The sequence below is a fragment of the Francisella hispaniensis FSC454 genome, from assembly GCF_001885235.1.
GTDB lineage: Bacteria > Pseudomonadota > Gammaproteobacteria > Francisellales > Francisellaceae > Francisella > Francisella hispaniensis.
The window spans coordinates 1,879,154-1,903,591 of the sequence record NZ_CP018093.1 but is presented as its reverse complement, the minus strand read 5'-3'; the positions used below and the strand labels follow the sequence as shown (position 1 = coordinate 1,903,591).

The following is a 24,438-nucleotide window of genomic DNA, read 5'->3' as shown; positions in this document are numbered from 1 at the left end:
AGTAACTACAGGATAAAAAACATAATAATTTACGCTGGACTAGCGCATCCAGGAATATCATGATAAATTGAAGATTTAGATAAAGCCTTAATTAGTGATGCTCTAATGATACCAAGTGAGTCTACAATTGCTGAGGCAATGCCAACAATAATGGTTGATGAGATTGTAAAATCTCGTAAAAAAGTGATGAATCAGCTAGCAGATAAATTAAAAGATGACTGGTTAGAAGTGTATAAAGAGTGTAATGATGATGAGCCATATACCTTATCAGCTGAGCAAATTGCTAAAAGAAAACTAAAAGGTGTATGTTTGAGTTACCTGATGAATGCTAGTGACGAAAGTCAAGGTACAGAGTTAGCACAAAAGCTATTTGATAATGCTGATAATATGACAGATCAGCAAACAGCATTTTCGGCGTTGTTAAAATCTAACGATAAACAAATTCGTGATAATGCTATCAGTGAGTTTTATAAGCGTTGGAAGCATGAAGATTTAGTTGTAAATAAATGGCTACTATCTCAAGCACAGATGTCTGATGAATCAGCTTTAGATATAGTCAAAGGCTTAGTTAAACATCCTGCATATAACCCTAAAAATCCTAATAAAGTTTATTCGCTAATTGGTAGTTTTGGTGCTAATTTTTCGCAATATCATCGCATAGATGGTCTAGGATATGCTTTCATGGCTGATACAGTACTAGAGCTTGATAAATTTAATCATCAAGTTGCGGCTAGAATGGCTCGTAATCTAATGAGCTGGAAACGCTATGACTCTGATAGACAAGCTATGATGAAAAATGCCCTTGAGAAAATCAAAGCTTCTAATCCTAGTAAAAATGTCTTTGAGATTGTTAGTAAGAGTTTGGAGTCATAATTTATTCAAAAACAAATATAATACATTTTCTCTCTAAACAATCATGACTATAGCTATAATAAACATCATTAAAATATATATAGTTTGCAAATGTTTATGAGAGAATAAAGCTGTTACTTTAACACCAATATTTACACCTATTAAACTAGGTATAAGACCTGCTAAAAAAATTATTAGATTTAAATAGCCAATGCAAAATGGTGGTAAATTAGATGCATGCCAGCCAAATGATATAAAAAAGATAGACATTACTAAGCTTATAAAGAATGTAATAATTGTAGATGTGCCGATAGCTTTACGGATATCTAAGCCACATTTTATCAATAATGGTATGAAAAATACTGATATTCCAGATAGCATAGTACACATACCTGCAAAAAAAGCACTTAAGGTTTTTAATATTAATGGAGCTTGCCAAACTTTTAGAGCTTTTTTAGTTTTACGCCACATCCAAGTTGCCATAATAATAAGAAGTATTGAAAATACGATTTTTAGATCATTACTTTTAATTACATTTACTAAAAAGACACCTAAAACTCCACCTAAAAGTATGCTAAAAAGAGACCATCGTAAGGTGTCATAACAAATTTGCTTGTATTTATGTTGTTTGAAAGTTGCGAGTATACCCACTAACACACCGGAGCTGACAGCTGAGGCAATAGCTACTTGCATTAAGTGATCATTTAATGGGTAAAAATAATGTAAAAGTAAATAAAAACCCGGTACATTAATAAGTCCCGAACCTCCACCAAAAATACCTGAAACAAAGCCTGATAGTAGAGTTATTAAGAAGATTAGTACGATAAATAAAATTTATTATTCCTCGTTTAATTTATTAAGATATAAAGCCTTAATTATATTCACACGTTTATATTATGAAAAGTTTTTATTGCAAATATATGAATTGGTAGGGTTTAAATTTATTTGAAAAAATAGGATATATAGAATAAAAAACATAATAATTTACGTTGGATTAGCGCAACCAGGAATATCATGATAAATTGAAGAGTTTGGAGATAAAGCACCTATTATTTGCTTACCATTTGAGAGAGAAACATAATATTTAAATTCATTTTTTGATGTAGAACCTGTATAGTGTTGCCAAACTGCGCCTGTAACTACTTTTTCAAACGTGTCTCTAGGAACTTCAGATGTAACTTTATAATTATAAACACCATTAGAAGGACCTGACACTTTTGTTACATTTGAGTTCGTTATATTACTAGCAGCTACCGCACCACAGCCAGCCCACTTACTAGTAGCTATATATTGGAAGCTAGATTGTAAACATACATTTATATGTATTTTATTAGTTCTTACGACCTCGTAATCAATCTTATAACAAAACAACTAATAAAGAAAACTCATTTCCGTAAGGTTAAATGTATAAAAGTTCGAAGAGAATATAAGAGTTTATTATTTTTATAGTGCTATACCTTATAAATACTTATAATAGATTTATTTATATTTAAAACAAAGAATAAAAATGTCAGTAGTTGTTATAGGAAGTGCTAACAGGGATTTAGTTGTAAAAGTTGATCAACTTGCGCAAAAAGGTCAAACGATAATAAGTCAAAATTATGAAGAGTTTTGTGGTGGTAAGGGAGCTAATCAAGCTGTAGCCGCAAGAAGACTAGGTGAAAATGTAACTTTTATTACAAATCTTGGTAAAGACAGTTTTGGAGATAGGCTTTTAGAGTTTTATAAAAAAGAAGGTCTAGATAGCTCAACTATCAATCAAGATGAAGCTAGTAATACAGGCTTGACTTTTATTTGTGTTGATAGTCAGGGTCAAAATATAATTAATGTAGTAATGGGTGCTAATGCTAAGTTAGATCAGCAAATTTTGGACAAACATAACCAAAAAATCCAACAAGCTAATATCATACTAACTCAACTAGAAACTCCTTTAGAAACTATTGAGTATTTAGCAAATAAAATCACGGAAGAACAAACTTTTATATTAAACCCTGCCCCAGCTAGAGAACTACCTCAAGAATTACTCAAAAAGGTAGATATTTTAACTCCAAATGAGACTGAGGCATCTATCCTTTCTGGTATACAAGTCAAAGATTTAGAAACAGCTAAGCAGGCTGCAAAAGAGTTACATAATAAAGGTGTAGCCACTATAATAATAACTTTGGGTGAGCAAGGTGCTCTATTATCAAAAAATAATGGACAAGAACAAAAACTATTTGCTACTAAAAAAGTAGATGTGGTAGACACTACTGCTGCAGGAGATACTTTTAATGGTGTTTTGGCATTTTGTCTAGACAAAGGACTATCTATAGTGCAATCAATAGAAATAGCTAATACAGCAGCAGCTCTAGCAGTAAACGTAGAGGGAGCAGAAGATTCTGCACCTACTTTAGAGAAGCTAAATACTTATTTAGAACAGAAAATATAATATATGGAGATTTAAAATGGTTGTACTACACTCGTACGGTGTTGCGGTATTTTTTTGCATAATTACGATGCTATGTTGGGGTTCTTGGGCAAATACACAAAAGCTCTCGACAAAAGAGTGGCCTTTTCAACAGTATTATTGGGATTATGCTTTAGGGATTTTGATAGTATCTTTTGTCTTAGCTATAACAATGGGAAGTTTTGGTACTGAAGGTAGATCATTCTTTAGTGATATCTCACAAGCTTCATCGGATAGTTTTATTTATGCTTTTATGGGTGGTGTGGTTTTTAACTTAGCTAATATACTACTTGTAGCTGCTATTGATATTGCTGGAATGTCTGTAGCTTTTCCTTTGGCTATTGGTTTGGCTCTAGTCATAGGTGTGATTACAAACTATATAGCAACACCTTTAGGTCAGCCTGTAGTTTTGTTTTTAGGAGTTTTGAGTGTACTTGCAGCAATTATTATTGATGCTGTCATATATAAGCGTATTTCTGATAATAAAAGCAAAAATATGCTTAAAGGATTTATAGTTTCGATTATTTCAGGTATCTTAATGGGCTTTTTCTACCCTTTAGTTATTAAGTCAATCTCAAGTGATTTTGTAACACCTCAAGCTGGCTTAATGACACCATATACAGCAAGTTTTATATTTGCTGTAGGGATTTTTGTATCTAACTTTGTAATCAATGGTTGGATGATTAAGTTTCCTATTTCAGGCAAGAAACTTAAGTTTAAAGATTATTTCTCTCAAGGAACTCCATGGCTGCATACTATAGGTATATTAGGAGGTGTGATTTGGGGGATTGGATCTTGTCTTAACTTTATAGCTTCTGGTATTGCTGGACCTTCTATCTCGTATGGTTTGGGTCAAGGTGCAACAATGATAGCGGCATTCTGGGGTGTATTTATTTGGAAAGAATTTGCCAAAGCACCAAAAAGTACAAATAAGTTAATATTACTAATGTTTATAACCTATATTTTGGGATTAACTCTTATTATTTTTGCGAGAAATATCTAAAGATAAAACTATATGTTTATAGTCTCACCAATTTTTAAAATTAAAGCGTTTTCTTGACCATATTCTTGATCTTTTGCAGTTTGTTTGAATCTTTTCGGAGGCTCAAAAAAAGGTTCTGGTGTGAGTCTGATAGTTCCCCAATGCATACCAATGGTTTTGGATGCTTTGATATCTTTGGCTATTTGAATTGCTTCTTCCGGAGTAGCATGTACAGAACACATAAAATCACGAGGCTCGTATGCCCCTATGCCTATCAAAGCGAGATCAAAATACTCTTCTTTTTTACCAATTTCTTTAAATACTTCGCCGTAAGCAGTATCTCCTGAGAACCATATTTTCTTATTTTTATCTTTGATTGAGAAGCTAGCCCATAGAGTTTTGTTTCTGTCAAATAATCCTCGACCAGAAAAATGAACACATGGTAAACAGCCTATAGTAATATCATTTATATTAATCTCTTGCCACCAGTTCATTTCGGTTACATTTTTAAAACCTCTTTTGATAAAGAAACTACTAAGTCCTAGAGGTACTATCACTTTAATATTTTCTTTATTGGGGAAGTTTTTTATAACTTTTGAGTCTAAATGATCATAGTGATTATGACTAATAACGACGATATCAATTTTTGGAAGCTCATTTAAATCTAAAGGAGAATATATTTCTCGTTTTGGTCCTAAAAATCCAGGTCCAGCATTTTTACTTAAAAAAGGATCTGTAATAATAAAATATCCATTAAGCTTAATCAAAAAAGCAGCATGCCCTAACCAAGTAAAACTATAGTTATTATCATTGTTTAATTGTTCTAAAGCTTGCTGTTTTTCTAAAACATGGTTTGAGGAAAATCTTCTTTATGCTTCTTAAACATAGAAGAAAAAATAAATTTTAAAAAATCTCTGCTTCCTCCTTTACGTATAGGACTACCTGGAGGATTAGAAAACTTATTTTTAGTAAAATTATTGATAGAGATAACTTTTACCGTAATGTATATTTGGTTGTATAGATTTATTTTACATTAGAAACAATAATGAAAACTAAAAACTTTGAAAAATTATATACTGATTTTACAAGTATCTTTGATTTATGTAGATATTCAAATGAATCTCTAGAAGATGAGATTATTAGAAGAGTCAAAGAAGATAATATCACTGAGGGCATGTTTCTTTTTAGATTTAGGCTAGTGATATTTAAGTTTGAAGTAGCTAATGATTCTATAGAATATATTGGTTATGAAAAGTAGTCATAAATAATATGACAGCTTTATACATTATTTTAGGAGTTTTGTTTTTAATATTTTTACCCCTATTATTTGTTATATTTCAACCTCTTATAGATCTGTATGATAAAACAGTAAAATTTTTATATAAGGATAGTTGTTGTGATCCTTATAAAATGAAAGCTGGTGAATCTATTGAAAATTACAATAAAAGATTATCAGGTATATACTGTCCTAGTTATATTTTAAGTAAAAGACCTACATTTACATTAAAAAGCTTTTGCATAACATTCATTACTGTACTTTTGCTGCTGATACTTTTTTTCATAATTTTATTTTTTTAGTATGGGAAGTTATATTTAGAATAATAGAACCTACTAAAGATAATACTGCTGTAATAATAGCAATAAAAGCAGGTACATAAAGTGAGTGGTACTCTAGAATAAGAGTCTGTGTTATAAGAGGCATAAATCCAACGAAAACTGCAGAACCTAAACCATAGCCAATTCCCATGCCAACTAATCTTACTTTGACAGGTAGTGCATTAATACATCTAAATTGAGCAATCATAATATAAGTACTAAAAAAAATACTATAGACTAAATACGCAACCAGATATTGTGAGTTATGAATAAAAGCATAGCATAACCAGATAGATAATATTGATGAGAAAAGTAAGAACCAATTATCCAATTTTGGAATGCTATCTTTCTTTATTAGTAATGCTGATAGTAAGCCAAATAAACACATCATTAGTAAGCCAATAATGCTAATCTTGAGCATACTGTTAGCACTATAACTAGATAGGTTTGCTAAATAGCTTGGTAAAGCATAATAGAACAATGTAATACAAGACATAACATTAGCAGTCATTAAAAAACATCCTAATAGTGGCATTTTGTAATGTTTAAATAGCTCAATAATTGGATTTTTTGTCAGTTGATTGTTTTGTAATAACTGTATAAAAAGAGGACTCTCATGTAGTTCTTTTCTTATATAAAAGGTAACAATCCCTAGCGTAGAACCAAGTATAAAAGCAACTCTCCAAGCATAGTCCTCAGGAAAAATAAAATTAAGTATTATCGTTAGTAGTTTAGCAAGCATTACACCTATAGCTGCCGAGATCATTATCGCTGCAATAGGATATATTTTGTTAGTAATGATAGTTTCGTTTAAATATGTAAATGCACTATTGACCTCTCCACCAGCAGAAAGACCTTGCATGATACGAAAAGTAAGTAATAGTAAACCAGCATATATCCCAATAACTGAAGCATCAGGAATAAGACCAATACCTAATGTACCAATTGTCATCAAAAGTACAGCACCTACCAATACTTTTTTGCGTCCAACTCTATCACCAATTTGTCCAAAGATAATACCACCAATAGGTCTTGTAATAAAACCTAATGCAAATATCAAAAGTACAATAATTTGCGAGTTAGAACTATGAAGTAAATGAGTCCCGATTACTTCAGAAAAGCTCAAATATATTATAAAATCAAAATATTCTAGAACCATGCCTAAAGAACAAAGGAAAATAGTTTTTAATTGTAAGTTCTTCATTTTTTCTCTCTAATTTCAAAATTTAAATAAAAGCGCTTAATCATATAATAATTAGGCATATAATTTGTAAGATAATATCATGAAAATAATGAAGCTATAGTGAATATGGTTTTGTAAAAAACAAAAAAATAAGTCATTTTTGCTTTATAAAAGAAACTATTTTAATCATCTGCTATAATCTGTTTATCTTAAATTTTTTAAAAATAATTTTCATGGCTGAAAAATATATATACTCAATGCATAGGGTCGGTAAGGTTGTACCACCTAATAAATATATCCTTAAAGATATTTCACTATCTTTTTTTGATGGTGCAAAAATTGGTGTACTAGGTCTTAATGGTTCTGGTAAATCAACATTACTTAAAATTATGGCTGGGCTTGATACAGAAATTGTTGGTGAAGCAGCTCCACGTAAAGGGGTAAAAATAGGCTATCTTCCACAAGAGCCAAAGCTTGATCCTACTAAAGATGTACGTGGTAATGTTGAAGAAGCCTTAGCACACTTACAAGATATGCTTACTAGATTTGATGAAATTAGTATGAAATTCTGTGAGCCGATGTCTGATGATGAAATGGCAAAACTTCTTGAAGAGCAAGGTGAGCTACAAAATGCTATCGATGCAGCTGGAGCTTGGGAAATAGAGCGTAAATTAGAGGTTGCTGCAGAAGCTCTACGCTTACCACCTTGGGATGCTGATGTTACTAAATTATCAGGTGGTGAAGCTCGTCGTGTTGCATTGTGTAAGTTGTTATTATCTGCTCCAGATATTTTATTACTAGATGAGCCTACTAACCATTTAGATGCAGAGTCTGTGGCATGGTTAGAGAAATTCTTAGCAGAATATAAAGGTACTGTTGTAGCTGTTACGCATGATAGATATTTCTTGGATAATGTTGCTGAATGGATTCTTGAGCTTGATAGAGGAGAAGGTATACCATTTAAAGGTAACTATACGCAATGGTTAGAACAAAAAGAAAAACGTCTAGAAATCGAAGAAAAGCGAGAGACTGCTCATCAAAAAGCCTTAAAAGAAGAGTTAGAGTGGGTACGTCAAAATGCCAAAGGACGTCAAGCTAAATCAAAAGCAAGATTAGCTAAGTTTGATGAGTTAAGCTCGCAAGAGTTCCAAAAGCGTAATGAAACTCAAGAACTATATATTCCACCTGGAGAAAGACTTGGTAGAAATGTAATTAAAGTTAAAGATATTGTTAAATCATTTGATGATAAGTTACTGATCGATCATCTAAATATGGATGTTCCAGCTGGATCTATCGTTGGGATAATTGGTGCTAATGGTGCTGGTAAATCAACATTCTTTAAAATGATTACAGGACAAGAGACTCCAGATAACGGCGAGATTGAGCTTGGAGAAACAGTACATTTAGCTTATGTAGACCAGTCACGTGATGCTTTAGATGATAGCAAAACTGTTTGGGAAGAGATTGCTGATGGTTTAGATGTAATTACAGTTGGTAAATACACTATTCCTTCACGCCAATATGTAGGTAGATTTAACTTCAAAGGTGCTGATCAGCAGAAGTATATTTCTCAGCTATCAGGTGGTGAGAGAAACCGTGTTCATCTTGCTAAGCTACTTAGAAGTGGTGGTAATGTTATCCTACTAGATGAACCGACAAATGATCTTGATGTCGAGACTTTAAGAGCACTTGAGGAAGCTATTTTAGCATTCCCAGGTTGTATTATGGTTATCTCGCATGATAGATGGTTCCTAAACCGTATTGCTACACACATGCTTGCTTTTGAGGGTAATAGTGAAGTAGTTTGGTTTGAAGGTAACTACGATGCTTATATTGAAGATAAAAAACGTCGCCTTGGTGATAAGTATGATGCTATTACTAAGATCAAATATAAGCGAATTTCTGTTGATTAAGAATATTTAAAAATAATATGCATACAGGATCATCTAGTAGGTTGAAAATGGTTGATCATAATGAAACATATGGTCGCCATATATTAGATTCTTTTTCAAAAGATAAAGGTTTTAAAAATGTATTAGATATTGGTTGTGGTGCCGGTTCTGATTTATTGGTTGTTAGAAAAAACAATAAAAATGCTAATCTAACAGGAATTGATTTTGGTAATTGGAATCAAGAAAAACTATCTAAAAATAATATTCATCTCATAAATATAGATATCGAAAAGGATAAATTACCTTTTGAGAATAATCATTTCGATTTGATTATTGCTAATCAAGTTTTAGAGCATACTAAAGAGCTTTTTTGGATAAATCATGAGGTATTTAGGTGCTTAAAAGTTGGTGGTTATTTCTATGTTGGGGTGCCAAACATATTATCACTTCATAATCGAATCCTTATGCTATTTGGCTACCATCCTACTTGTAGTAAATCTATATCAGCTCATGTAAGAGGCTTTTCTCCCGAAGATATAAAACAGTTTTATAGAAATATAGCAGGAAGTTTTTGTACTATCGAAAATATTAAAGGATCACAATTTTATCCTTTTCCTAAAAAAATCGCGAGATTCTTATCAACTACATTTCCAAGCTTTGCTGTATCAAATTTCTTTGTTATCAAGAAAACGGGTGAGTACTCATCAGAATTTATAGATTGGCCTAAGAATAGCTGTTTAGAAACTAGGTTCTGTGCACAAAAAAATATAAATTGTATTGAAAATAGCTAAACCGTTGTTATTTAAAAGTTGAAAGACAATAAATATCAAGGGTTTAGCAAATGCATTATCATATAAAAGAAGTATTCTGGTCAAGTATTTTATCATTCTTAAAATCACAAAAAGGTATACATACTAATGATGAAGCGAAATTAAGATTGTTTATTGAAGCTGTATTTTATGTGTTACGTACAGGCTGCCAATGGAGAATGTTACCATTTTATTATGGTAAATGTAGATCAATACATAAGCGTTTTAAAGATTGGAGTGATAAAGGCATATTCTGTAGATTATTTAAGTCAGTACAAAACCCTGATTTACAAGAAGTTATGCTTGACTCAACAATAGCAAGAGCACATGCTTGTGCTACAGGATATGATAAAGATAATAATCAAGCAATTGGTAGATTAGTTGGAGGAGTAACCACCAAGATTCATGCTATGACTGATGCTTTAGGCAATCCGATAGAAATATTACTATCAGAAGGCAAAACTCATGATAGTAAAGTAGCTATAGACTTACTACAAAATGTATATAATACAAAAGTTATCGCTGATAGAGCATATCATTCCAATGAGATTAGGAAACATATTCAAAATATATCCTCTGAAGCTGTTATTCCTTGTAAATCAAATACTATAAACCCTATAGATTTTGATATTCAAATATACAAAGAAAGACATTTAATAGAGAATTTCTTTTCTAAAATTAAGCATTTTAGAAGAGTATTCTCTAGGTTTGATAAAACCATTTCAGCATATATAGGAATGATTAAATTAGCTTGTACTTTTATTTGGCTACGATGAAAATTTATTTTTGTGCACAGAACCTAATTATTTTGTTGGAGAGAGTTTATAAAACAAGCACATATTTTCCTTTAGTATGTGCATTTCGCATTTCTTTTAAAATCTCTGGCATTTCTTGAATAGAAAGAGTATTTATCAAAGGCAATTCTATAGAACCATTTTCGACTAGAGTTAGCATTTTTTCACCAACTTTTTTTAGCTGATTCTTTGCCTTGTCACCACCGTATCTATGAGCAGCACCTAAACTTAATTGGTGAAATGATAAATTCCTCATAAATACATCTTTATATTCGCTAGGTCTGACAACATCCAAAAGCTCTAAAAAATGACCATTAAAAGCTAACAAATCACTTAAAGCAATATCTGTACTTCTGCCACTAGTGTTCAATAATTTATCTATGCCATAGCCATCGGTGCAATCGATAACTTTTTCGATTAAATTTTTATCATTGTCGTTAATTACATGAGTTGCACCTAGAGATTTTACATACTCAAAGTTTTTCTCAGAACAGCTTACTATTATGTATTTAGCTCCAGCGTTTTTTGCTAGTTGAATTGCAAAGCTACCAACTCCTCCAGAACCACCAGATATAAATATATTATCTCCTTTTGTGGTATTTAACTTCTCTATCATTGCTCTATAAGCTGTCCAACCTGCACATGGGATACTTGCTTGTTGGGCAGCTGTTAAGCTTGTACTAGCTTTAATTATAGTTCGTGAGTCTTGGATTGCATATTCTGCGAAACCTCCATTAGCACGCATCATATCACCATGATAAAGAACTAAATCACCTTTATGCCACCCTGATACATCTTTACCAATTTCAATAACTTCACCACAGACATCTAGACCACATATCCATTGTGATTGAGGTTCTTTTCTCATAGAAGCCCATTGATTAATTTTAGCATCAACAGGATTTACTCCGACAGCGATAACTTTGACCAAAACATCTAAGCTTTTATCTAGTTTAGGAATATCTTTTTCAATATATTCAAAAACATTATTTTTATCATTGTATGAGATAGCCTTCATTTTACTTCCTTAAAAACTTTTCATTATCTATCATAATCATATTAAAATAAGATATTCAATTAAATAAGCTTTAATAAAAAATTTAAAGGTAAGATTTATGATTAAAAAAATAGTATTTTGTATATGTTTTTTTCTCTTTCTACTAAACTATAGCTTTGCTGATATAGATAGTAGTAATGATCCAATAAATGCTCCTTCTAATATTCCAAAAGTAGAAAGTAAAGGTTTTTTAAATGACTATATAGTGACTCCAATTACTGATGTAGCTTTATTGGCAACAGCTCCAATTGGTTCTTTTGTTGGTTTGTTTAAAGGAGCTTCAAAGTCTCAAGCTATCTTATATAATGGAGAGTATCATTCTGGAGATAGTGATATAGTTAATATCTTTGTAGCTCCTTTTGCAGCAGTAGGTTTTGCTTTGGGTGGGGCTATTTACATGACTTTTAAACTACCTGCAGATTTGATAAATGGTAAAACATTAGATTATTAAAGATTGATGTGCTTTTGAGTTTATATTTATGTAATGCTGAATAAATAATTATAATTTCTTAAATATTTCAAGCAAAGTCTAGCGTTAATAATAGTCTTGTTTTTCCATCTATAATATTTGGTGATCTATGTACAAGACCAGAGCCAGAGTTGCCTATCCAAGATTCGCCTTTTAGTAGAGCAACGTCACCAATATTGAGTTTTTGAATCTGTATCTCTTTATCTATAAAAGGATTATCAACTTTTCCTAATAGACTTCTATCAACATCTTGGTTATATAGCCACTCAGTTGCTGTACTTGAATAACTGGTAATAAGTCTACAAGGAACATGATCAATATGAAAACGAGGGCACATTGCTTTATTGATAGTAGCTAATCGTAGACCTGCTTGTTTTAAATCAAATAGATAACAAAACATATCAATAATATTTGCTATATCATCTATCAAATAATTTTTAAACGAAAAGTCTGGTAGTTGTTGAGATAGTAATCTATTAATATTTGTAGGCTTTATAATAGTACAAAGAGTAGATGCACTACTATCAATATCAAGGTAGTTTTTAGCTGATATAGATAGTTCATTCGAGAGGTTTCTTTGCCATATGGCAATATTAACATCATCTTTGTAGATATCAGATAATATTACTTTATCTTTAGATTCAGACTTACTACTTTTTACTAAATTATTCATAAACTTGACTATAAACGAATTATAAATGATTAAACTTAAATATGTTATATTATAACACTTTGTAATTGTCAAACTTTTAGAATATACTTATGAAAAATATACTAGTCATAATTTTAGCAGTAATAAAGCTTAAAGGTTTTTTAACTATCTCGACAAGTATTTGTTTTTATTTACGCTCATTAAAATCATTTAGCTTTTATATAAAACTGATAGAATTAAGCTATTAAACAATGAAGGATTTTTATGAAAATACTTTTTTACTCTACAAAAAAATACGATCAAGCTTATTTTACTGCACAAAATAGTCAACATATTTTAGAATTTAAAGAATACGGTTTAAATCAACAAACAGCAGATTTCGCAAAAGGATATGATGCAGTATGTATATTTGTCAATGATATTTGTGATGCTGATGTGCTAGATAAACTATATAGTTTAGGAATCAAGGCAGTTTTGCTTAGATGTGCAGGATTTAATAATGTTGATATCAATCATGCGAAGAAGCTAGATATCAAAGTTGCTAGAGTACCAGCATATTCGCCATTTTCGGTAGCTGAGCATACTTTAGCACTTTTATTGTGCTTAAATCGTAAAATTCATAAAGCATATAATCGCGTTAAAGAAAGTAATTTTAATATCGAAGGTTTAGAGGGTTTTGATGTTCATCGTAAGACAATCGGTATAATAGGTTTTGGCAATATTGGTAAAGCTTTTGCGCAAATTTGCTCAGGTTTTGGTGGTGAAATATTGGTTTATGATCCTTATGCTGATAGAGCTACAGCTCCAAGCTATGTAACTTTTGTTGACGATAAAAATAAACTATTTGCTGAGGCTGATATCATAAGTTTACATTGTCCATTAAATGCTGATACTAAATATATTATCGATGAAAAAGCATTGCAAATTATCAAACCTTCAGCATTTATCATAAATACTAGCCGTGGAGCTTTGATAGATACCCAAGCAATTATTAAAACATTAAAATCTAAATTAATTGCTGCTCTTGCTATTGATGTCTATGAGTATGAAAAAGATCTTTTCTTTAAAGATATGTCCGGTGAAATTATTAATGACGACCTTTTTGAAAGACTACTGACTTTTCCAAATGTTTTAGTCACTGCACATCAAGCATTTCTAACAAAAGAAGCTCTTGAAGGTATTGCAACAACAACTTTAGATAATGCCTCTATAATTGAACAATCAAAAATCAGTGATAACTTAGTATAACCTCTAATTAGGAAATATAATTAAAGAATATTATCTTTAAATGCTACTTTATATTTATTGAGCTATCACATTCTGTTATGAGTTTTTATGGTTTTGAATATACTCTAATACAATCTCATGATGATCTTTAGTCTTAAAGTCTTTGAAGACATGCAGTATTTTACCATCCTTATCAATAAAGAAGCTAATTCTATTGATACCATCGTATACCTTACCCATGAACTTCTTCTCGCCCCAGACACCAAATAGCTCAGCAACTTTGTGATCTTCATCACTTAGTAGTTGTACTGTTAGGTTATCTCTCTCTTCAAATTTCTTGAGGCGTTTTGGAGCATCTGGACTAATACCAAGAACTACAGTATCAAGCTCAGCTAGCTTATCACTAATACTACTTAGACCTATAGATTGAGTTGTACATCCTGGAGTCATCGCTTTTGGATAGAAGTAAATTAAGACATTCTTTTTACCTTTAAAGTCGCTTAATGATACTTCTTCATTATTTTGATTTTCTAGTTTAAAGTTTGGAGCTAATTGTCCTTGTTCTAGTGTTTTCATTAGTTCGATCCCTTTATTGTCTATAAGAATTTATACTATGATTTGTTACACTTTTCTATTTATTATAGCGAAATCAACATACACAATAATATCAATCTTATTGATAACAACCACATCTGCATATAAAGTATATCAGGATATTTAAGTAATTAGCAGTATTCTTAGCCGTCACTGTAATCACAACACTCTTTCGCTTAGATCAAGATATAGCTTTATAAATTGGCTTGCCAACATTATCAAGCATTACAAAACCACCCTAACATAAATTAGTTATCGCCCTCACTAAATTATAAAAGTTTGGTTTAGCATTGAGTTTGAAACTATTACTTTGAAGAAACTTTTCTTTGTATTAAAGTATTTATAATCATTGCTATAAGTGTAATTAATGCACCTATAGTTAATATATATGCTCGAGCTAGATTATTATTTGAGAATTTGATAGCACTGATTACAATCATTGGTGTCAGACCACCAAAGACGGCAAATCCTAAATTATAAGCAAAACCTATACCAGTGTAGCGAATATCTTGCTTAAATAAATCAATCAGCATCGCAGGTATATTGCCCCAACAAAGAGCTACCAAAATAGCACTAAGAACTATAGCGATGAAATAGAAATTTTGATGTGATGTGTATGTAGTATAAATTACAAAACTAAAAGCACAGGTAGCCAATATACTAACTAATAAAATCAAATTTCTACTAACTTTATCAGCAAATAAACCAACAGCCACACAAAGGATAGAAATAATAATCACACCAAGACTATTAATCCATGTGAAGTTATCTAAGTGAAGATTTAGAATAGTACTAAAATATGCCGGTAATAACAAAAGTAGTGTCACAAAACAAAGAGCACCAAATGACACAATAATTGTTGAATAGATCAAGTTCCAGCGATGAGTTAGAAGCATCTTTGTAATCGGTAGAGAAAACTCTTCATTCACAAAAGGATTAAATTCTTTGATATCAATAAGCTGACGTCTAAGATAGTATGCAACAAGCCCAAACAGACCACCTAAAATAAAAGGTATACGCCAACCGTAGGCAAGCATACTCTGACTTGTGAAGAACTCCAATAGTAAACTCTCAACTATAAACCCTATAGCTACACCAAGTATCAAGAATCCAAAAATCACCGCGGTCATAAAACCACACTTCTCAGGGACAGCCTCGCCAACATAAGTAATAGCACCAGGTATCTCACCACCAACAGATATTCCTTGAGCTATCCTACATAGTACTAACAATATAGGTGCCATAATCCCAATACTACTATAAGTAGGCAAGATACCAATCAAAAATGTTGATAAAGCCATAATTAAGATAGAGATTGTAAAAGTTTTTTTTCTACCATACTTATCGCCAAAATGACCAAAGATAATACCACCAAGAGGCCTAGCTAGATAGCCAACAGCATAAGCACTAAACGTGATTAGTAAAGATGTAATTGCTGACTGAATAGGAAAGAAAAGTTTAGAAATATAACTAGCAAGTAGAGCGTAGATAATAAAATCATAAAACTCAAGCATACCACCTAAACTTGATAGTAATAGTGCTTTACGTTGATTTTTTTGTAACATATTTATTATTAGATCCTTTGTATATTAATTACTTCATTCTAGCTAAGATATTATCTTTTACTATTAATTGATGGTGTAGAGCAGCAGCTATATGTAGTACTACTAGCACTAATAAAACTGATGCAAAGATATAATGATAACTAAAAATTTTGCTACCTAACTCAAAGTTTGGAGTCACGATTTCTGGAAAAGGTATCACAAAGAATATCTTCCATGGATAACCCATTAGCATCGAGCCAATAACTCCAGAAAAAGCCATACCAAATGCTGAGATATATAAGCCAAGATGCACAATTTTAGCGATAATTAATTGTAATAGTGGTAGCGGTGGGTTATATGGTGGCTTGATACTAAAAAGCTTAGCTATAACCAAAAGAGGTATCACAAAGAAAATTACTAAACCAAAAGATTTATGCAAGGTCATAATCCATCTTGAATCAAATAGATCATAAGCATAACCGAAGCCCAAAATAAGTTGAGCTATTATCAAAAAAGCCAATAAGCTATGTAGAACCCTAACAGATAGACTGTATTTCATAATTATATAAGTTAATAGAGTGTTTTTTGATTGTATAGTATTTACAAACTTTTGAGAAATATTTTAATCTGGAGTATGCCAAATCTTTCTAAATTCTTTGATGATTTGATCATGACGTAATAGAAAATCATCAGTATCGTATTTTTCATCATATTTCTGAGTTTTAACAACTCTTTTATCTTCATTGAGAATGATTTTATTGGTGATACTAAATACTATATCTGCGATAGGTTTGATGATTTTACCAGTCAAAAACTTACGGTAGTTTACTAAATATAGCTTTGTTTGATGCTCATTAATAGGTACAAAATAAACACAAATTTTAAGTTTATCAGCATTATTAAGTAACCAAAAGTTAGGAAAGATGTACTTTAGCATTAAGCGTTGGTTTTTTAGTGCTTCTATATATTCATTGCTTATATTTAGTTTTATATCTTGGGGGATTTTGTATCCTCTGCCGATAGATCTCTTATGCACAGTAGCTAAGTGAGTATAATCAAGTTGGTTCTCGATACAGTGGCGAATATTGTTATCCCATGTGTCAGTCAAAAGAGAGTACTTACCAGCAAAATCATTATATAGGTTTTGTGCAAATTCAAAAGCGTAGCTATTATCTAGTTCTTCATCAAAAATATTTATCCAAATCATGTCAGCGACAATTTTTGTTGGATAACTTTTTACTTGTAGTTTTGGGATAGCGCCTTGAGTTTCTGGTGTGTATATACATTTACCTTGTGTATCAAATCTAAAACCATGAAAAGGACAAGTTATAGCACCATCACATACTTTGCCTAAACTTAATTCTGCACCACGATGAGGGCAGCGATTTTCCATAGCTATTATTTTCTCAGCATCTTTCCATAAAACAAAATTTTTACCGAGTCTTTCTAGCTTGATAGGTTTAGATTTGATTTCTTTGATATGAGCTATAGCATACCAAGCTTTGGGTAAGTTTTTCATTCTATATGGCAAAATAATTTTTGTATAGGTGGAATTATACCTTAAGCTATTAGATAATTAATAATAATCAAATCTCTAAATAACCAATAAATATGGGTGCAAGCCAAAAAAATCAAGAGCTCATTGGTGGTTTAATACTTTTCTCAGCAGCTTTGTTAGCTATTGTTGTTAATAATTCGCCGCTAGCAAGCTACTACGGAATGCTTGAGACAATCAATGTTAAACTAGGAGTTGAGAATCTAGTTATTGACAAAGATTTGATGCACTGGATTAATGATGGTTTGATGGCTATATACTTTTTATATATTGGCTTAGAAATTAAAAGAGAGATAATCTCAGGAGCATTGTCAAAGCCTTCTAATATTATAATACCGGCTATAGCAGCTCTTGCAGGACTGGCTGTTCCGAGCTTGATATATTTATCAATTAACTATGATGCTAATATCACAGGTTGGGCAATACCTTCTGCAACAGATATAGCATTTACCTTAGGTATATTAGCTCTACTTGGTTCAAGAATCCCAGCAAAGCTAAAGCTATTGGTTGTTACAATCGCTATTTTTGATGATATAGCTGCGATAGCTATTATAGCTATATTTTATACCAAATCTTTATCTTTACTTTCGTTATCTCTAGGAACACTTTTTATCTTTGCGATGATTATTTGTAATAGAGTGTTTAAGGTTAATAGAAGCTCTGTATATGTAGTTCTTGGCTTTTTTGCTTGGTTTTGTACGATCAAATCTGGTGTACATGCGACTTTAGCAGGTTTTACTACAGCACTATGTATACCTTTTAGAGAGAATGATAAAGATTCTCCAGCTAATTTTATGGAAGACTCACTTTATCCTTGGATTATCTATTTTATATTACCAGTTTTTGCCTTTGCTAATGCTGGTATAAGTTTTACTGGGATGAATTTTTCGATACTGTTTGAACCTATTACACTAGGGATTATTTTAGGATTATTTATTGGTAAACAGCTTGGAATTTTTTCAATATTAGCAATTTTTAAGAAATTAAAATGGTTTAAATTAGGTGAATCTTTATCCAACCTGCAGCTATATGGTATAAGCTTGTTATGTGGTATTGGCTTTACTATGAGTTTATTTATAGGGGTACTTGCTTTTGATGACACTCATTTACTTAATGCTATAAAAATAGGTGTGGTTGTCGGCTCGCTTCTTTCAGGATTTTGCGGTTATATTGTTCTGAGATTTATCGTGATAAATCCTAACTAATATGATTTGATCTAATAATTTTAATATATAATAGAACTATGCTATGCCAGCTCTAAGTGCCTAGATGTTTGAAGTAAACTTACAAGATGATGCCTCTAAAAAATTCTGCTTAATGAGTTGGAACTCATACAAAATTGATTATAAAGATACAGAAACATTCAAAGCTTATATTAGGCACACTTACTTTAATTACAATGTTGATATCTTCTGTCTACAAGAAGCAGTACACCAGCATGATACTAAATTTCCTATCGATAAATTTGATATAAACTTTGCATCTAACATTGTGTTGCGTTCACACAACTATGGGGTGGCTACAGTTAGCCATTTCCCAGTGATAAAAAATGTCAAAATACTTACAACTCATCGTGAATCTGTTATAAACACACATAAAGCTTCTTTAATAACACATTTAAATATACAAGGCACAAAAGTTGTCGTTGTAAATATCCACGCAATAAACTTTAAAAGCAATAAAGTTTATGAATATGAATTCGAAAAAATAAAAGAATTTATCGCTCCTGAAAAATATAAGCATCCAATTATAATTGCTGGTGATTTTAACACTTGGAATAGAAAAAGAGTCAAGCTAATCAAAGATTTCTGTCGAGAATTTTGTTTTAAAGTAGCTTTTATCGATGAGCCTCAATTGGTTAAATCTTTCCAAAACAATCACTTGGACTTTGTTTTGTATCGAGGTTTGAATCTTGAAAAAGCAGCGGTACTAGATTGTAAAAAAATATCAGATCATAATCCGATTATTGCAGAATTTTGTATCAAGTAAATTTTTGACTAACCACCATAAGATTTGGTTTTATCATTGATGATGTCATAACACATATCTGTCAATTCAGCGACTGAATAGTTTTTAGGATTTATAGGCTTTTCAAAAGACATTCTAGCAATGCCAGGCTTAACAAAATCGCCTTTTTTACGTCCAAAATAAATACCAAAATTATGTGCTACGGGTATAATTGGTATGTTTGTAACAGTTGCTAATTTCATTGCCGAGCGATGAAATTTTGGATACTCTCCTACAGGAACTCTAGTTCCCTCAGGAAATATTACAATACTAAGGTTTTTATTTTCGACTCTATCTTTACCATCTTCGAGTACTTTCTTAATTGCTGAAAGCCCTTTAGATCTATCTATTCCTATTGCTTCAGCAAAATTATTAGCCTTACCGAATATGGGTTTCTCAAGTAGTTCCTGTTTCATGACAAAACAGCAATTGCGTACTAGACCATAAAATACAAAAGTCTCAAGCATAGACTGGTGCTTGGAAACATAAATACATGGATAGTCAGGAATATTCTCTTTACCATCTATTTTTACATATATTTGTAATAGAACAAGTACGCCTAGCCGATATAAGCAAGACCATATCCAACAGACAAAAAGTCTAACTTTCAAAGATGCGCCTAAAACTCCAACTAGATTCATTAAAATACAGCATAGAAGTAATACTATATATGCATATACCTTAAAAACTTGCATTCTTGCTACTAATAATAGATGAATTATTTTTTTCATCTGTTTACCTCTTTTAACCGTTAAACTCTTTAGTTTTCTCAGTTATAACTTTATGACAATAGCTTGTTAGCGTTTTTGAGTCAAAGTCTCTAGGATCTATTCTCTTACCAAAATCCATCCTAGCTATACCAGGTTTGATGACTTGTCCCCATTTTCTTGGGAAGAATCTACCAAAATTATGTGCAACAGGAATAATATATACATTAGCATCTGTTGCTAATTTCATCGCCGAGCGTTGAAATTCTGGGTATTCACCAACACTAACTCTAGTTCCCTCAGGGAAAATAACCACATTTATACCATCAGCTAAACTCTGTTTGCCATCTGTGACAACTTTTTTTAATGATTCTCTTGGTTTGTCTCTATCTATAGCAATACTACCTAAGTTTTTCATAGCAGGACCAAAAATTGGGGCATCAAAAAGCTCTTGCTTCATAATAAAATGACATTTGCCAAGCAAACCATAAAACATAAAGGTCTCAAGCATAGACTGGTGCTTAGAAACATAGATACATGGATAATCTTTATCTATATTTACACGCCCTGTTATGCGAATGAAAACTTGTAAAAAGACTAACATACCTATCCAATAAAGATAAGTCCATACATAGCAAACAGCCATTCTCCATGATAAAGGCAATTTAAAAAAAGCAAAAATATTTATAAGGATACTACAACCACCAATTACCGCAAAAGAGTAAAGCTGAAATGCTGTCATCCTTGCCCACATTAAAATATTCCAAATCTTTTTAAGAAAAGATTTCATTAAAGATTCTCCATAAAAATTTTTGTTTAAAAAATAACTATATAAATTTAAGCTACTAACTGAAGCTTAATTTTGCTTACAACATTATACACTTTTTAGAAACAGCTGCCGATAAAAATAGGCTTAATAATGAAAATAGATTAACTGAACAATAAAAAGATATTATTTTTCTAAATATTTTAACTTATCAGGAACAGAAGCCCAATTATCGGCATCTTCACAAGGTTCGCATTTTTCGACGATATTTGGCCAAATACCTGCTAGTTCTCGGTTAAGATCAAGCATTTGCTCTTCATTTTCGCTTAAATCATCACTAGATTTAATCGCATTAACAGGGCATTCAGGCTCACAAAGAGCGCAATCGATACACTCATCTGGATTGATTACTAGCATGTTTGGTCCTTCATAGAAACAATCTACTGGACATACTTCTACGCAATCGCCGTATTTACATTTGATACAACTTTCAGTAACTACAAATGGCATTTTATTAAATCCTTTCGTTTTTTACTATTTTTTTAAAGAAACCCACAAATTATAGCATAGATATTAAAAAGGTAAATATCATTCATTTTGAATAACTTTTATAAAGTAGTTCATCAGCATGATAATTATACAACTAAGTTTAATTTTTAATTCATTAGCTAAGATTAGAAATATTTATTAACAAGTGATACTATAAGATTAATATTTTACTAATATTTTGGTTAAAAAATGAAAGCTGAACTTGACCCGAGAAAACTTATTGCTGGAACAACTATATCAGTAGCTATCTTATTTTTTGTTACTTATCTTGTATCTATAGCTAATGGTCATAATACTTTATGTAATCCTTTTATTTCAGGTTGCTCCGATATTACTCATGCTGGATTTACTTCATATGAGAAATATATGCTCAAGGCAATTTTAATACCAACAGCAACATTGATGGCAGTGATATTCTTTTTTATTCAGAATCTACTTGTACAAATAAGTGATTATAGCAAAGCGGTAATCAAGCAAGGTAAAGTAATACTTTTTTTAGCATCAGTTGGTTGTATTGGTTTGATAATAGGTACGGCTGTGATTGATGGTCAAGATACGCTTATGAATCTACATCTAAAAGCTGTCGCAGTATTTTTTGTACTGATGAGTATTTGTCAAGTGTGGTACACGGTTATTGAATATAGATATTCCTCTAAGTTAAATAAAACTCCACTAATATTACGTAGAATAGCAATTTTAATAACAATCGCATTTTCAATATGGTCTGTATTTATGGATCAGACAACCGTTAATCATAATATCGTTGAATGGTGGGGTGTTTATGCTCTTATTTTCTGGTTCTGGACATTTTCTATTACTAAAATTAAGTAGCCTTTTAAGCACAATTGTCTTTTTATTTGTGATTCTCTAAACTTATTACTATCGTATCGCTAAATTAGCCTATATTTATTATGTCTATAGCATCATTATTTAGTAATCCCAGTCTTAACCAATATATAAATGATAACTCAGTAAAACTTGATAAAACTGCACAAGATCTCTTTGATAAAGCAGTAAATGATGAACTAAGTCATATGCTTAGCTCACCTAATCAGCTACAGCTTATTAGTCTTTTGCTAAAAATGATTAATGCTAAAAGGGTCTTAGAAATCGGTGTTTTTAGAGGTTTTTCAACATTGATTATGGCTCAAGCATTGCCTACTGATGGTAGAATAGAAGCTTGTGATATTAGTTATGAATATATCAAGCCATACAAGTATTTTTGGCAAGTAGCAAACGTTGAGCATAAAATTAATCTTAATATTGGACCAGCTTTAGAAACTTTAGAAAAGTTTGAGAAGCAAGCTAAGAAGTTTGACTTTGTATATATAGATGCTGATAAGCCAAACTGTATTGGCTACTACGAAAAAGCTTTAAACTTGATAAACTCAGGTGGGATTATTGCAATAGATAATGTGCTTTGGTCAGGTAGAGTAGCAGATGAGTCAAATAGTGAAGCAAGTACCCTTGTAATAAGACAGCTAAATAGCTTAATTTACAATGATAAGCGTGTAGAAGCTTGTATAATTCCGATTGGAGATGGTATAAATTTACTTAGGAAGTGTTAGCCTATTCACCAAGTTGGATATATGCTAGAGCTTTCTTAGCAGTTTCTAAAGCTTTGTGAGTATTTTGTGCTTTTGCTAAAACAACTCCCATACGTCGTCTACCATGTATTTCTTTTTTGCCAAATATTCTTATATCTACATTTGAATTAGCTAATGCTTTATCAATGCCGTAAATACTCGGATTAGTGGTATCTCCTTCAAGCAGTATTGCTGCAGAAGCAGATGATTGTAATGTTTGTATATCAGGTATTGGTAGCCCAAGTATTGCACGAAGATGTAGCTCAAACTCATTAATATTTTGAGATATAAGTGTAACCATCCCCGTATCATGAGGACGTGGCGAGACTTCATTAAAAAATACTTCATTACCTTTTATAAACAACTCAACACCAAAAAGTCCATAACCACCTAAGGCATCAGTGACTTCTTTAGCGATCTTCTGAGATTTTACTAGAGCGGTATTTGACATCTCATGAGGTTGCCAAGAAAAACGATAGTCACCATCTTGTTGGATATGTCCGATAGGATCACAAAATGAAGTACCATCTTTATGTCTAACAGTTAGAAGTGTAATCTCATAATCAAAATCTATAAATTGCTCTATAATTACACCTTTAGCATGACCTCGAGAACCACTTTGAGCATAATCCCAAGCTTTTTTAATTTCATTATGTTCTTTAACAATTGATTGACCTTTACCTGAAGAGCTCATTACAGGCTTTATAACAAAAGGGATTCCAATTGAAGGTATAGCGTCTAGATACTCTTGCTCGTTATTTGCAAATGCAAACTTTGATGTTGGCAAATTAAGTTCGTCGGCAGCTAAAGCTCTAATCCCTTGGCGATCCATAGTGAGCTTTGTAGCTTTGGCACATGGGACAATATTGAAGTTATGAACCTCTAACTTTACTAAGCTATCAGTATTTATAGCTTCAATTTCAGGAACTATATAAGTTGGCTTTTTTGCTAATACTAGTTGTTCAAGAGCATCAGCATTTAGCATATCTATAACATAGCTCTCATCAGCTACTTGCATAGCCGGAGCATTTTCATAACGATCTACAGCTATAGTGTGTATACCTAGTCTTTGAGCTGCTATTACAAATTCTTTGCCTAGCTCACCTGAGCCAAGCAGCATAATTTTGATATTAGAAACATTCATAAATGAGTAAAAGAAGTTTTGAGATAG

25 protein-coding genes and 2 pseudogenes are annotated in these 24,438 nt (G+C 31.6%); 13 read left to right on the top strand and 14 right to left on the bottom strand.

Annotation, left to right across the window (positions count from 1 at the left end):
* Positions 1 to 69: 69 nt before the first annotated feature.
* Positions 70 to 873 (top strand): annotated as a pseudogene (locus FSC454_RS09310) (aminopeptidase N C-terminal domain-containing protein); the annotation flags it as partial.
* Positions 874 to 906: 33 nt separating this feature from the next.
* Here the strand turns inward: FSC454_RS09310 and FSC454_RS09305 are convergent.
* Complete coding sequence (locus tag FSC454_RS09305; protein ID WP_066046438.1) at positions 907 to 1,686, bottom strand: sulfite exporter TauE/SafE family protein; 780 nt, start codon at positions 1,684 to 1,686, stop codon at positions 907 to 909.
* Between the two features lie 150 nt (positions 1,687 to 1,836).
* Positions 1,837 to 2,223 carry a hypothetical protein gene (locus FSC454_RS09300; RefSeq protein ID WP_066046437.1) on the bottom strand — a complete coding sequence of 129 codons (387 nt, stop codon included), beginning with the start codon at positions 2,221 to 2,223 and terminating at the stop codon, positions 1,837 to 1,839.
* A gap of 136 nt (positions 2,224 to 2,359) precedes the next feature.
* On the opposite strand from FSC454_RS09300, the gene rbsK reads away from it, so the two are divergent.
* Positions 2,360 to 3,280, top strand: a complete 921-nt coding sequence (gene rbsK / locus FSC454_RS09295; RefSeq protein WP_066046436.1) for a ribokinase — start codon at positions 2,360 to 2,362, stop codon at positions 3,278 to 3,280.
* Positions 3,281 to 3,296: 16 nt separating this feature from the next.
* Positions 3,297 to 4,301, top strand: coding sequence for a GRP family sugar transporter (locus tag FSC454_RS09290; RefSeq protein ID WP_066046435.1), 1,005 nt, complete (start codon positions 3,297 to 3,299; stop codon positions 4,299 to 4,301).
* 8 nt (positions 4,302 to 4,309) lie between these two features.
* Here the strand turns inward: FSC454_RS09290 and FSC454_RS09285 are convergent.
* A pseudogene (locus FSC454_RS09285) lies at positions 4,310 to 5,214 on the bottom strand (MBL fold metallo-hydrolase).
* 111 nt (positions 5,215 to 5,325) lie between these two features.
* On the opposite strand from FSC454_RS09285, the gene FSC454_RS09280 reads away from it, so the two are divergent.
* Positions 5,326 to 5,538 (top strand): hypothetical protein, encoded by a 213-nt coding sequence (locus FSC454_RS09280; protein WP_066046685.1) that lies wholly within the window; start codon positions 5,326 to 5,328, stop codon positions 5,536 to 5,538.
* 300 nt (positions 5,539 to 5,838) lie between these two features.
* Here the strand turns inward: FSC454_RS09280 and FSC454_RS09270 are convergent, their stop codons facing one another.
* The gene (locus FSC454_RS09270; protein WP_066046682.1) at positions 5,839 to 7,080 is read right to left on the bottom strand and encodes an MFS transporter; all 1,242 of its coding nucleotides are present in this window, start codon (positions 7,078 to 7,080) and stop codon (positions 5,839 to 5,841) included.
* Between the two features lie 212 nt (positions 7,081 to 7,292).
* On the opposite strand from FSC454_RS09270, the gene ettA reads away from it, so the two are divergent.
* Genes ettA through FSC454_RS09255 form a run of 3 tightly spaced genes read left to right on the top strand, consistent with a single transcriptional unit; the run spans position 7,293 to position 10,536 of the window.
* The gene (gene ettA / locus FSC454_RS09265; protein WP_044247539.1) at positions 7,293 to 8,972 is read left to right on the top strand and encodes an energy-dependent translational throttle protein EttA; all 1,680 of its coding nucleotides are present in this window, start codon (positions 7,293 to 7,295) and stop codon (positions 8,970 to 8,972) included.
* A 47-nt stretch (positions 8,973 to 9,019) separates the two neighbouring features.
* Positions 9,020 to 9,742 (top strand): class I SAM-dependent methyltransferase, encoded by a 723-nt coding sequence (locus FSC454_RS09260; protein WP_066046679.1) that lies wholly within the window; start codon positions 9,020 to 9,022, stop codon positions 9,740 to 9,742.
* A 50-nt stretch (positions 9,743 to 9,792) separates the two neighbouring features.
* Positions 9,793 to 10,536 carry an IS5 family transposase gene (locus FSC454_RS09255; RefSeq protein ID WP_066046677.1) on the top strand — a complete coding sequence of 248 codons (744 nt, stop codon included), beginning with the start codon at positions 9,793 to 9,795 and terminating at the stop codon, positions 10,534 to 10,536.
* Between the two features lie 46 nt (positions 10,537 to 10,582).
* Here FSC454_RS09255 and FSC454_RS09250 read toward each other — a convergent pair whose 3' ends face one another.
* Positions 10,583 to 11,572 carry a zinc-binding dehydrogenase gene (locus FSC454_RS09250; protein ID WP_066046675.1) on the bottom strand — a complete coding sequence of 330 codons (990 nt, stop codon included), beginning with the start codon at positions 11,570 to 11,572 and terminating at the stop codon, positions 10,583 to 10,585.
* Positions 11,573 to 11,669: 97 nt separating this feature from the next.
* Here FSC454_RS09250 and FSC454_RS09245 point away from each other — a divergent pair, with 97 nt between their 5' ends.
* Entirely contained in the window at positions 11,670 to 12,062 is a 393-nt protein-coding gene (locus tag FSC454_RS09245) for a hypothetical protein (protein ID WP_066046672.1), read from the top strand.
* A 67-nt stretch (positions 12,063 to 12,129) separates the two neighbouring features.
* Here the strand turns inward: FSC454_RS09245 and FSC454_RS09240 are convergent, their stop codons facing one another.
* The gene (locus tag FSC454_RS09240) at positions 12,130 to 12,753 is read right to left on the bottom strand and encodes a DUF1826 domain-containing protein (RefSeq protein WP_066046669.1); all 624 of its coding nucleotides are present in this window, start codon (positions 12,751 to 12,753) and stop codon (positions 12,130 to 12,132) included.
* Positions 12,754 to 12,996: 243 nt separating this feature from the next.
* Here FSC454_RS09240 and FSC454_RS09235 point away from each other — a divergent pair, with 243 nt between their 5' ends.
* Entirely contained in the window at positions 12,997 to 13,980 is a 984-nt protein-coding gene (locus FSC454_RS09235) for a 2-hydroxyacid dehydrogenase (RefSeq protein ID WP_066046667.1), read from the top strand.
* Positions 13,981 to 14,055: 75 nt separating this feature from the next.
* On the opposite strand, the gene bcp is transcribed toward FSC454_RS09235, so the two are convergent.
* The 4 genes from bcp to FSC454_RS09215 all read right to left on the bottom strand — a co-directional run bounded on the left by bcp (position 14,056) and on the right by FSC454_RS09215 (position 17,616).
* Entirely contained in the window at positions 14,056 to 14,535 is a 480-nt protein-coding gene (bcp, locus tag FSC454_RS09230) for a thioredoxin-dependent thiol peroxidase (RefSeq protein ID WP_066046664.1), read from the bottom strand.
* Positions 14,536 to 14,858: 323 nt separating this feature from the next.
* Complete coding sequence (locus FSC454_RS09225) at positions 14,859 to 16,118, bottom strand: MFS transporter (RefSeq protein ID WP_066046662.1); 1,260 nt, start codon at positions 16,116 to 16,118, stop codon at positions 14,859 to 14,861.
* A 28-nt stretch (positions 16,119 to 16,146) separates the two neighbouring features.
* On the bottom strand, positions 16,147 to 16,656 hold the full coding sequence (locus FSC454_RS09220; RefSeq protein WP_156470911.1) for a cytochrome b: 510 nt from the start codon (positions 16,654 to 16,656) through the stop codon (positions 16,147 to 16,149).
* A gap of 63 nt (positions 16,657 to 16,719) precedes the next feature.
* Positions 16,720 to 17,616 carry an aromatic ring-hydroxylating oxygenase subunit alpha gene (locus tag FSC454_RS09215; protein WP_066046658.1) on the bottom strand — a complete coding sequence of 299 codons (897 nt, stop codon included), beginning with the start codon at positions 17,614 to 17,616 and terminating at the stop codon, positions 16,720 to 16,722.
* A gap of 92 nt (positions 17,617 to 17,708) precedes the next feature.
* Between FSC454_RS09215 and nhaA the strand changes: the two genes are divergently transcribed.
* Both nhaA and FSC454_RS09205 read left to right on the top strand, forming a co-directional pair.
* Entirely contained in the window at positions 17,709 to 18,857 is a 1,149-nt protein-coding gene (nhaA, locus tag FSC454_RS09210) for a Na+/H+ antiporter NhaA (protein ID WP_066046655.1), read from the top strand.
* Between the two features lie 64 nt (positions 18,858 to 18,921).
* Positions 18,922 to 19,641, top strand: coding sequence for an endonuclease/exonuclease/phosphatase family protein (locus FSC454_RS09205; RefSeq protein WP_066046653.1), 720 nt, complete (start codon positions 18,922 to 18,924; stop codon positions 19,639 to 19,641).
* An 8-nt stretch (positions 19,642 to 19,649) separates the two neighbouring features.
* Here the strand turns inward: FSC454_RS09205 and FSC454_RS09200 are convergent, their stop codons facing one another.
* From FSC454_RS09200 to fdxA, 3 genes are all read right to left on the bottom strand, one after another.
* Positions 19,650 to 20,390: a lysophospholipid acyltransferase family protein gene (locus FSC454_RS09200; RefSeq protein WP_066046651.1), complete on the bottom strand. Its 741-nt coding sequence runs from the start codon at positions 20,388 to 20,390 to the stop codon at positions 19,650 to 19,652.
* A 13-nt stretch (positions 20,391 to 20,403) separates the two neighbouring features.
* Positions 20,404 to 21,156 (bottom strand): lysophospholipid acyltransferase family protein, encoded by a 753-nt coding sequence (locus FSC454_RS09195; protein ID WP_014549092.1) that lies wholly within the window; start codon positions 21,154 to 21,156, stop codon positions 20,404 to 20,406.
* 162 nt (positions 21,157 to 21,318) lie between these two features.
* Positions 21,319 to 21,642, bottom strand: coding sequence for a ferredoxin FdxA (fdxA, locus tag FSC454_RS09190; protein WP_003014068.1), 324 nt, complete (start codon positions 21,640 to 21,642; stop codon positions 21,319 to 21,321).
* A 228-nt stretch (positions 21,643 to 21,870) separates the two neighbouring features.
* Here fdxA and FSC454_RS09185 point away from each other — a divergent pair, with 228 nt between their 5' ends.
* A complete protein-coding gene (locus tag FSC454_RS09185) occupies positions 21,871 to 22,512 on the top strand; it encodes a Frag1/DRAM/Sfk1 family protein (RefSeq protein WP_066046649.1) in 642 nt (213 codons plus the stop codon).
* Positions 22,513 to 22,592: 80 nt separating this feature from the next.
* Positions 22,593 to 23,249: a class I SAM-dependent methyltransferase gene (locus tag FSC454_RS09180; RefSeq protein WP_066046647.1), complete on the top strand. Its 657-nt coding sequence runs from the start codon at positions 22,593 to 22,595 to the stop codon at positions 23,247 to 23,249.
* A 1-nt stretch (position 23,250) separates the two neighbouring features.
* Here FSC454_RS09180 and purT read toward each other — a convergent pair whose 3' ends face one another.
* Complete coding sequence (purT, locus tag FSC454_RS09175; RefSeq protein WP_066046644.1) at positions 23,251 to 24,411, bottom strand: formate-dependent phosphoribosylglycinamide formyltransferase; 1,161 nt, start codon at positions 24,409 to 24,411, stop codon at positions 23,251 to 23,253.
* Positions 24,412 to 24,438 lie beyond the last annotated feature (27 nt).

Excerpts from the sequence above, each read along its gene's own strand:
- rbsK (WP_066046436.1), top strand. The coding sequence starts at position 2,360 with ATGTCAGTAGTTGTTATAGGAAGTGCTAACAGGGATTTAGTTGTAAAA.
- FSC454_RS09290 (WP_066046435.1), top strand. The coding sequence starts at position 3,297 with ATGGTTGTACTACACTCGTACGGTGTTGCGGTATTTTTTTGCATAATT.
- FSC454_RS09280 (WP_066046685.1), top strand. The coding sequence starts at position 5,326 with ATGAAAACTAAAAACTTTGAAAAATTATATACTGATTTTACAAGTATC.
- FSC454_RS09270 (WP_066046682.1), bottom strand. The coding sequence starts at position 7,080 with ATGAAGAACTTACAATTAAAAACTATTTTCCTTTGTTCTTTAGGCATG.
- ettA (WP_044247539.1), top strand. The coding sequence starts at position 7,293 with ATGGCTGAAAAATATATATACTCAATGCATAGGGTCGGTAAGGTTGTA.
- FSC454_RS09260 (WP_066046679.1), top strand. The coding sequence starts at position 9,020 with ATGGTTGATCATAATGAAACATATGGTCGCCATATATTAGATTCTTTT.
- FSC454_RS09255 (WP_066046677.1), top strand. The coding sequence starts at position 9,793 with ATGCATTATCATATAAAAGAAGTATTCTGGTCAAGTATTTTATCATTC.
- FSC454_RS09250 (WP_066046675.1), bottom strand. The coding sequence starts at position 11,572 with ATGAAGGCTATCTCATACAATGATAAAAATAATGTTTTTGAATATATT.
- FSC454_RS09245 (WP_066046672.1), top strand. The coding sequence starts at position 11,670 with ATGATTAAAAAAATAGTATTTTGTATATGTTTTTTTCTCTTTCTACTA.
- FSC454_RS09240 (WP_066046669.1), bottom strand. The coding sequence starts at position 12,753 with ATGAATAATTTAGTAAAAAGTAGTAAGTCTGAATCTAAAGATAAAGTA.
- FSC454_RS09235 (WP_066046667.1), top strand. The coding sequence starts at position 12,997 with ATGAAAATACTTTTTTACTCTACAAAAAAATACGATCAAGCTTATTTT.
- bcp (WP_066046664.1), bottom strand. The coding sequence starts at position 14,535 with ATGAAAACACTAGAACAAGGACAATTAGCTCCAAACTTTAAACTAGAA.
- FSC454_RS09225 (WP_066046662.1), bottom strand. The coding sequence starts at position 16,118 with ATGTTACAAAAAAATCAACGTAAAGCACTATTACTATCAAGTTTAGGT.
- FSC454_RS09220 (WP_156470911.1), bottom strand. The coding sequence starts at position 16,656 with ATGAAATACAGTCTATCTGTTAGGGTTCTACATAGCTTATTGGCTTTT.
- FSC454_RS09215 (WP_066046658.1), bottom strand. The coding sequence starts at position 17,616 with ATGAAAAACTTACCCAAAGCTTGGTATGCTATAGCTCATATCAAAGAA.
- nhaA (WP_066046655.1), top strand. The coding sequence starts at position 17,709 with ATGGGTGCAAGCCAAAAAAATCAAGAGCTCATTGGTGGTTTAATACTT.
- FSC454_RS09205 (WP_066046653.1), top strand. The coding sequence starts at position 18,922 with ATGTTTGAAGTAAACTTACAAGATGATGCCTCTAAAAAATTCTGCTTA.
- FSC454_RS09200 (WP_066046651.1), bottom strand. The coding sequence starts at position 20,390 with ATGAAAAAAATAATTCATCTATTATTAGTAGCAAGAATGCAAGTTTTT.
- FSC454_RS09195 (WP_014549092.1), bottom strand. The coding sequence starts at position 21,156 with ATGAAATCTTTTCTTAAAAAGATTTGGAATATTTTAATGTGGGCAAGG.
- fdxA (WP_003014068.1), bottom strand. The coding sequence starts at position 21,642 with ATGCCATTTGTAGTTACTGAAAGTTGTATCAAATGTAAATACGGCGAT.
- FSC454_RS09185 (WP_066046649.1), top strand. The coding sequence starts at position 21,871 with ATGAAAGCTGAACTTGACCCGAGAAAACTTATTGCTGGAACAACTATA.
- FSC454_RS09180 (WP_066046647.1), top strand. The coding sequence starts at position 22,593 with ATGTCTATAGCATCATTATTTAGTAATCCCAGTCTTAACCAATATATA.
- purT (WP_066046644.1), bottom strand. The coding sequence starts at position 24,411 with ATGAATGTTTCTAATATCAAAATTATGCTGCTTGGCTCAGGTGAGCTA.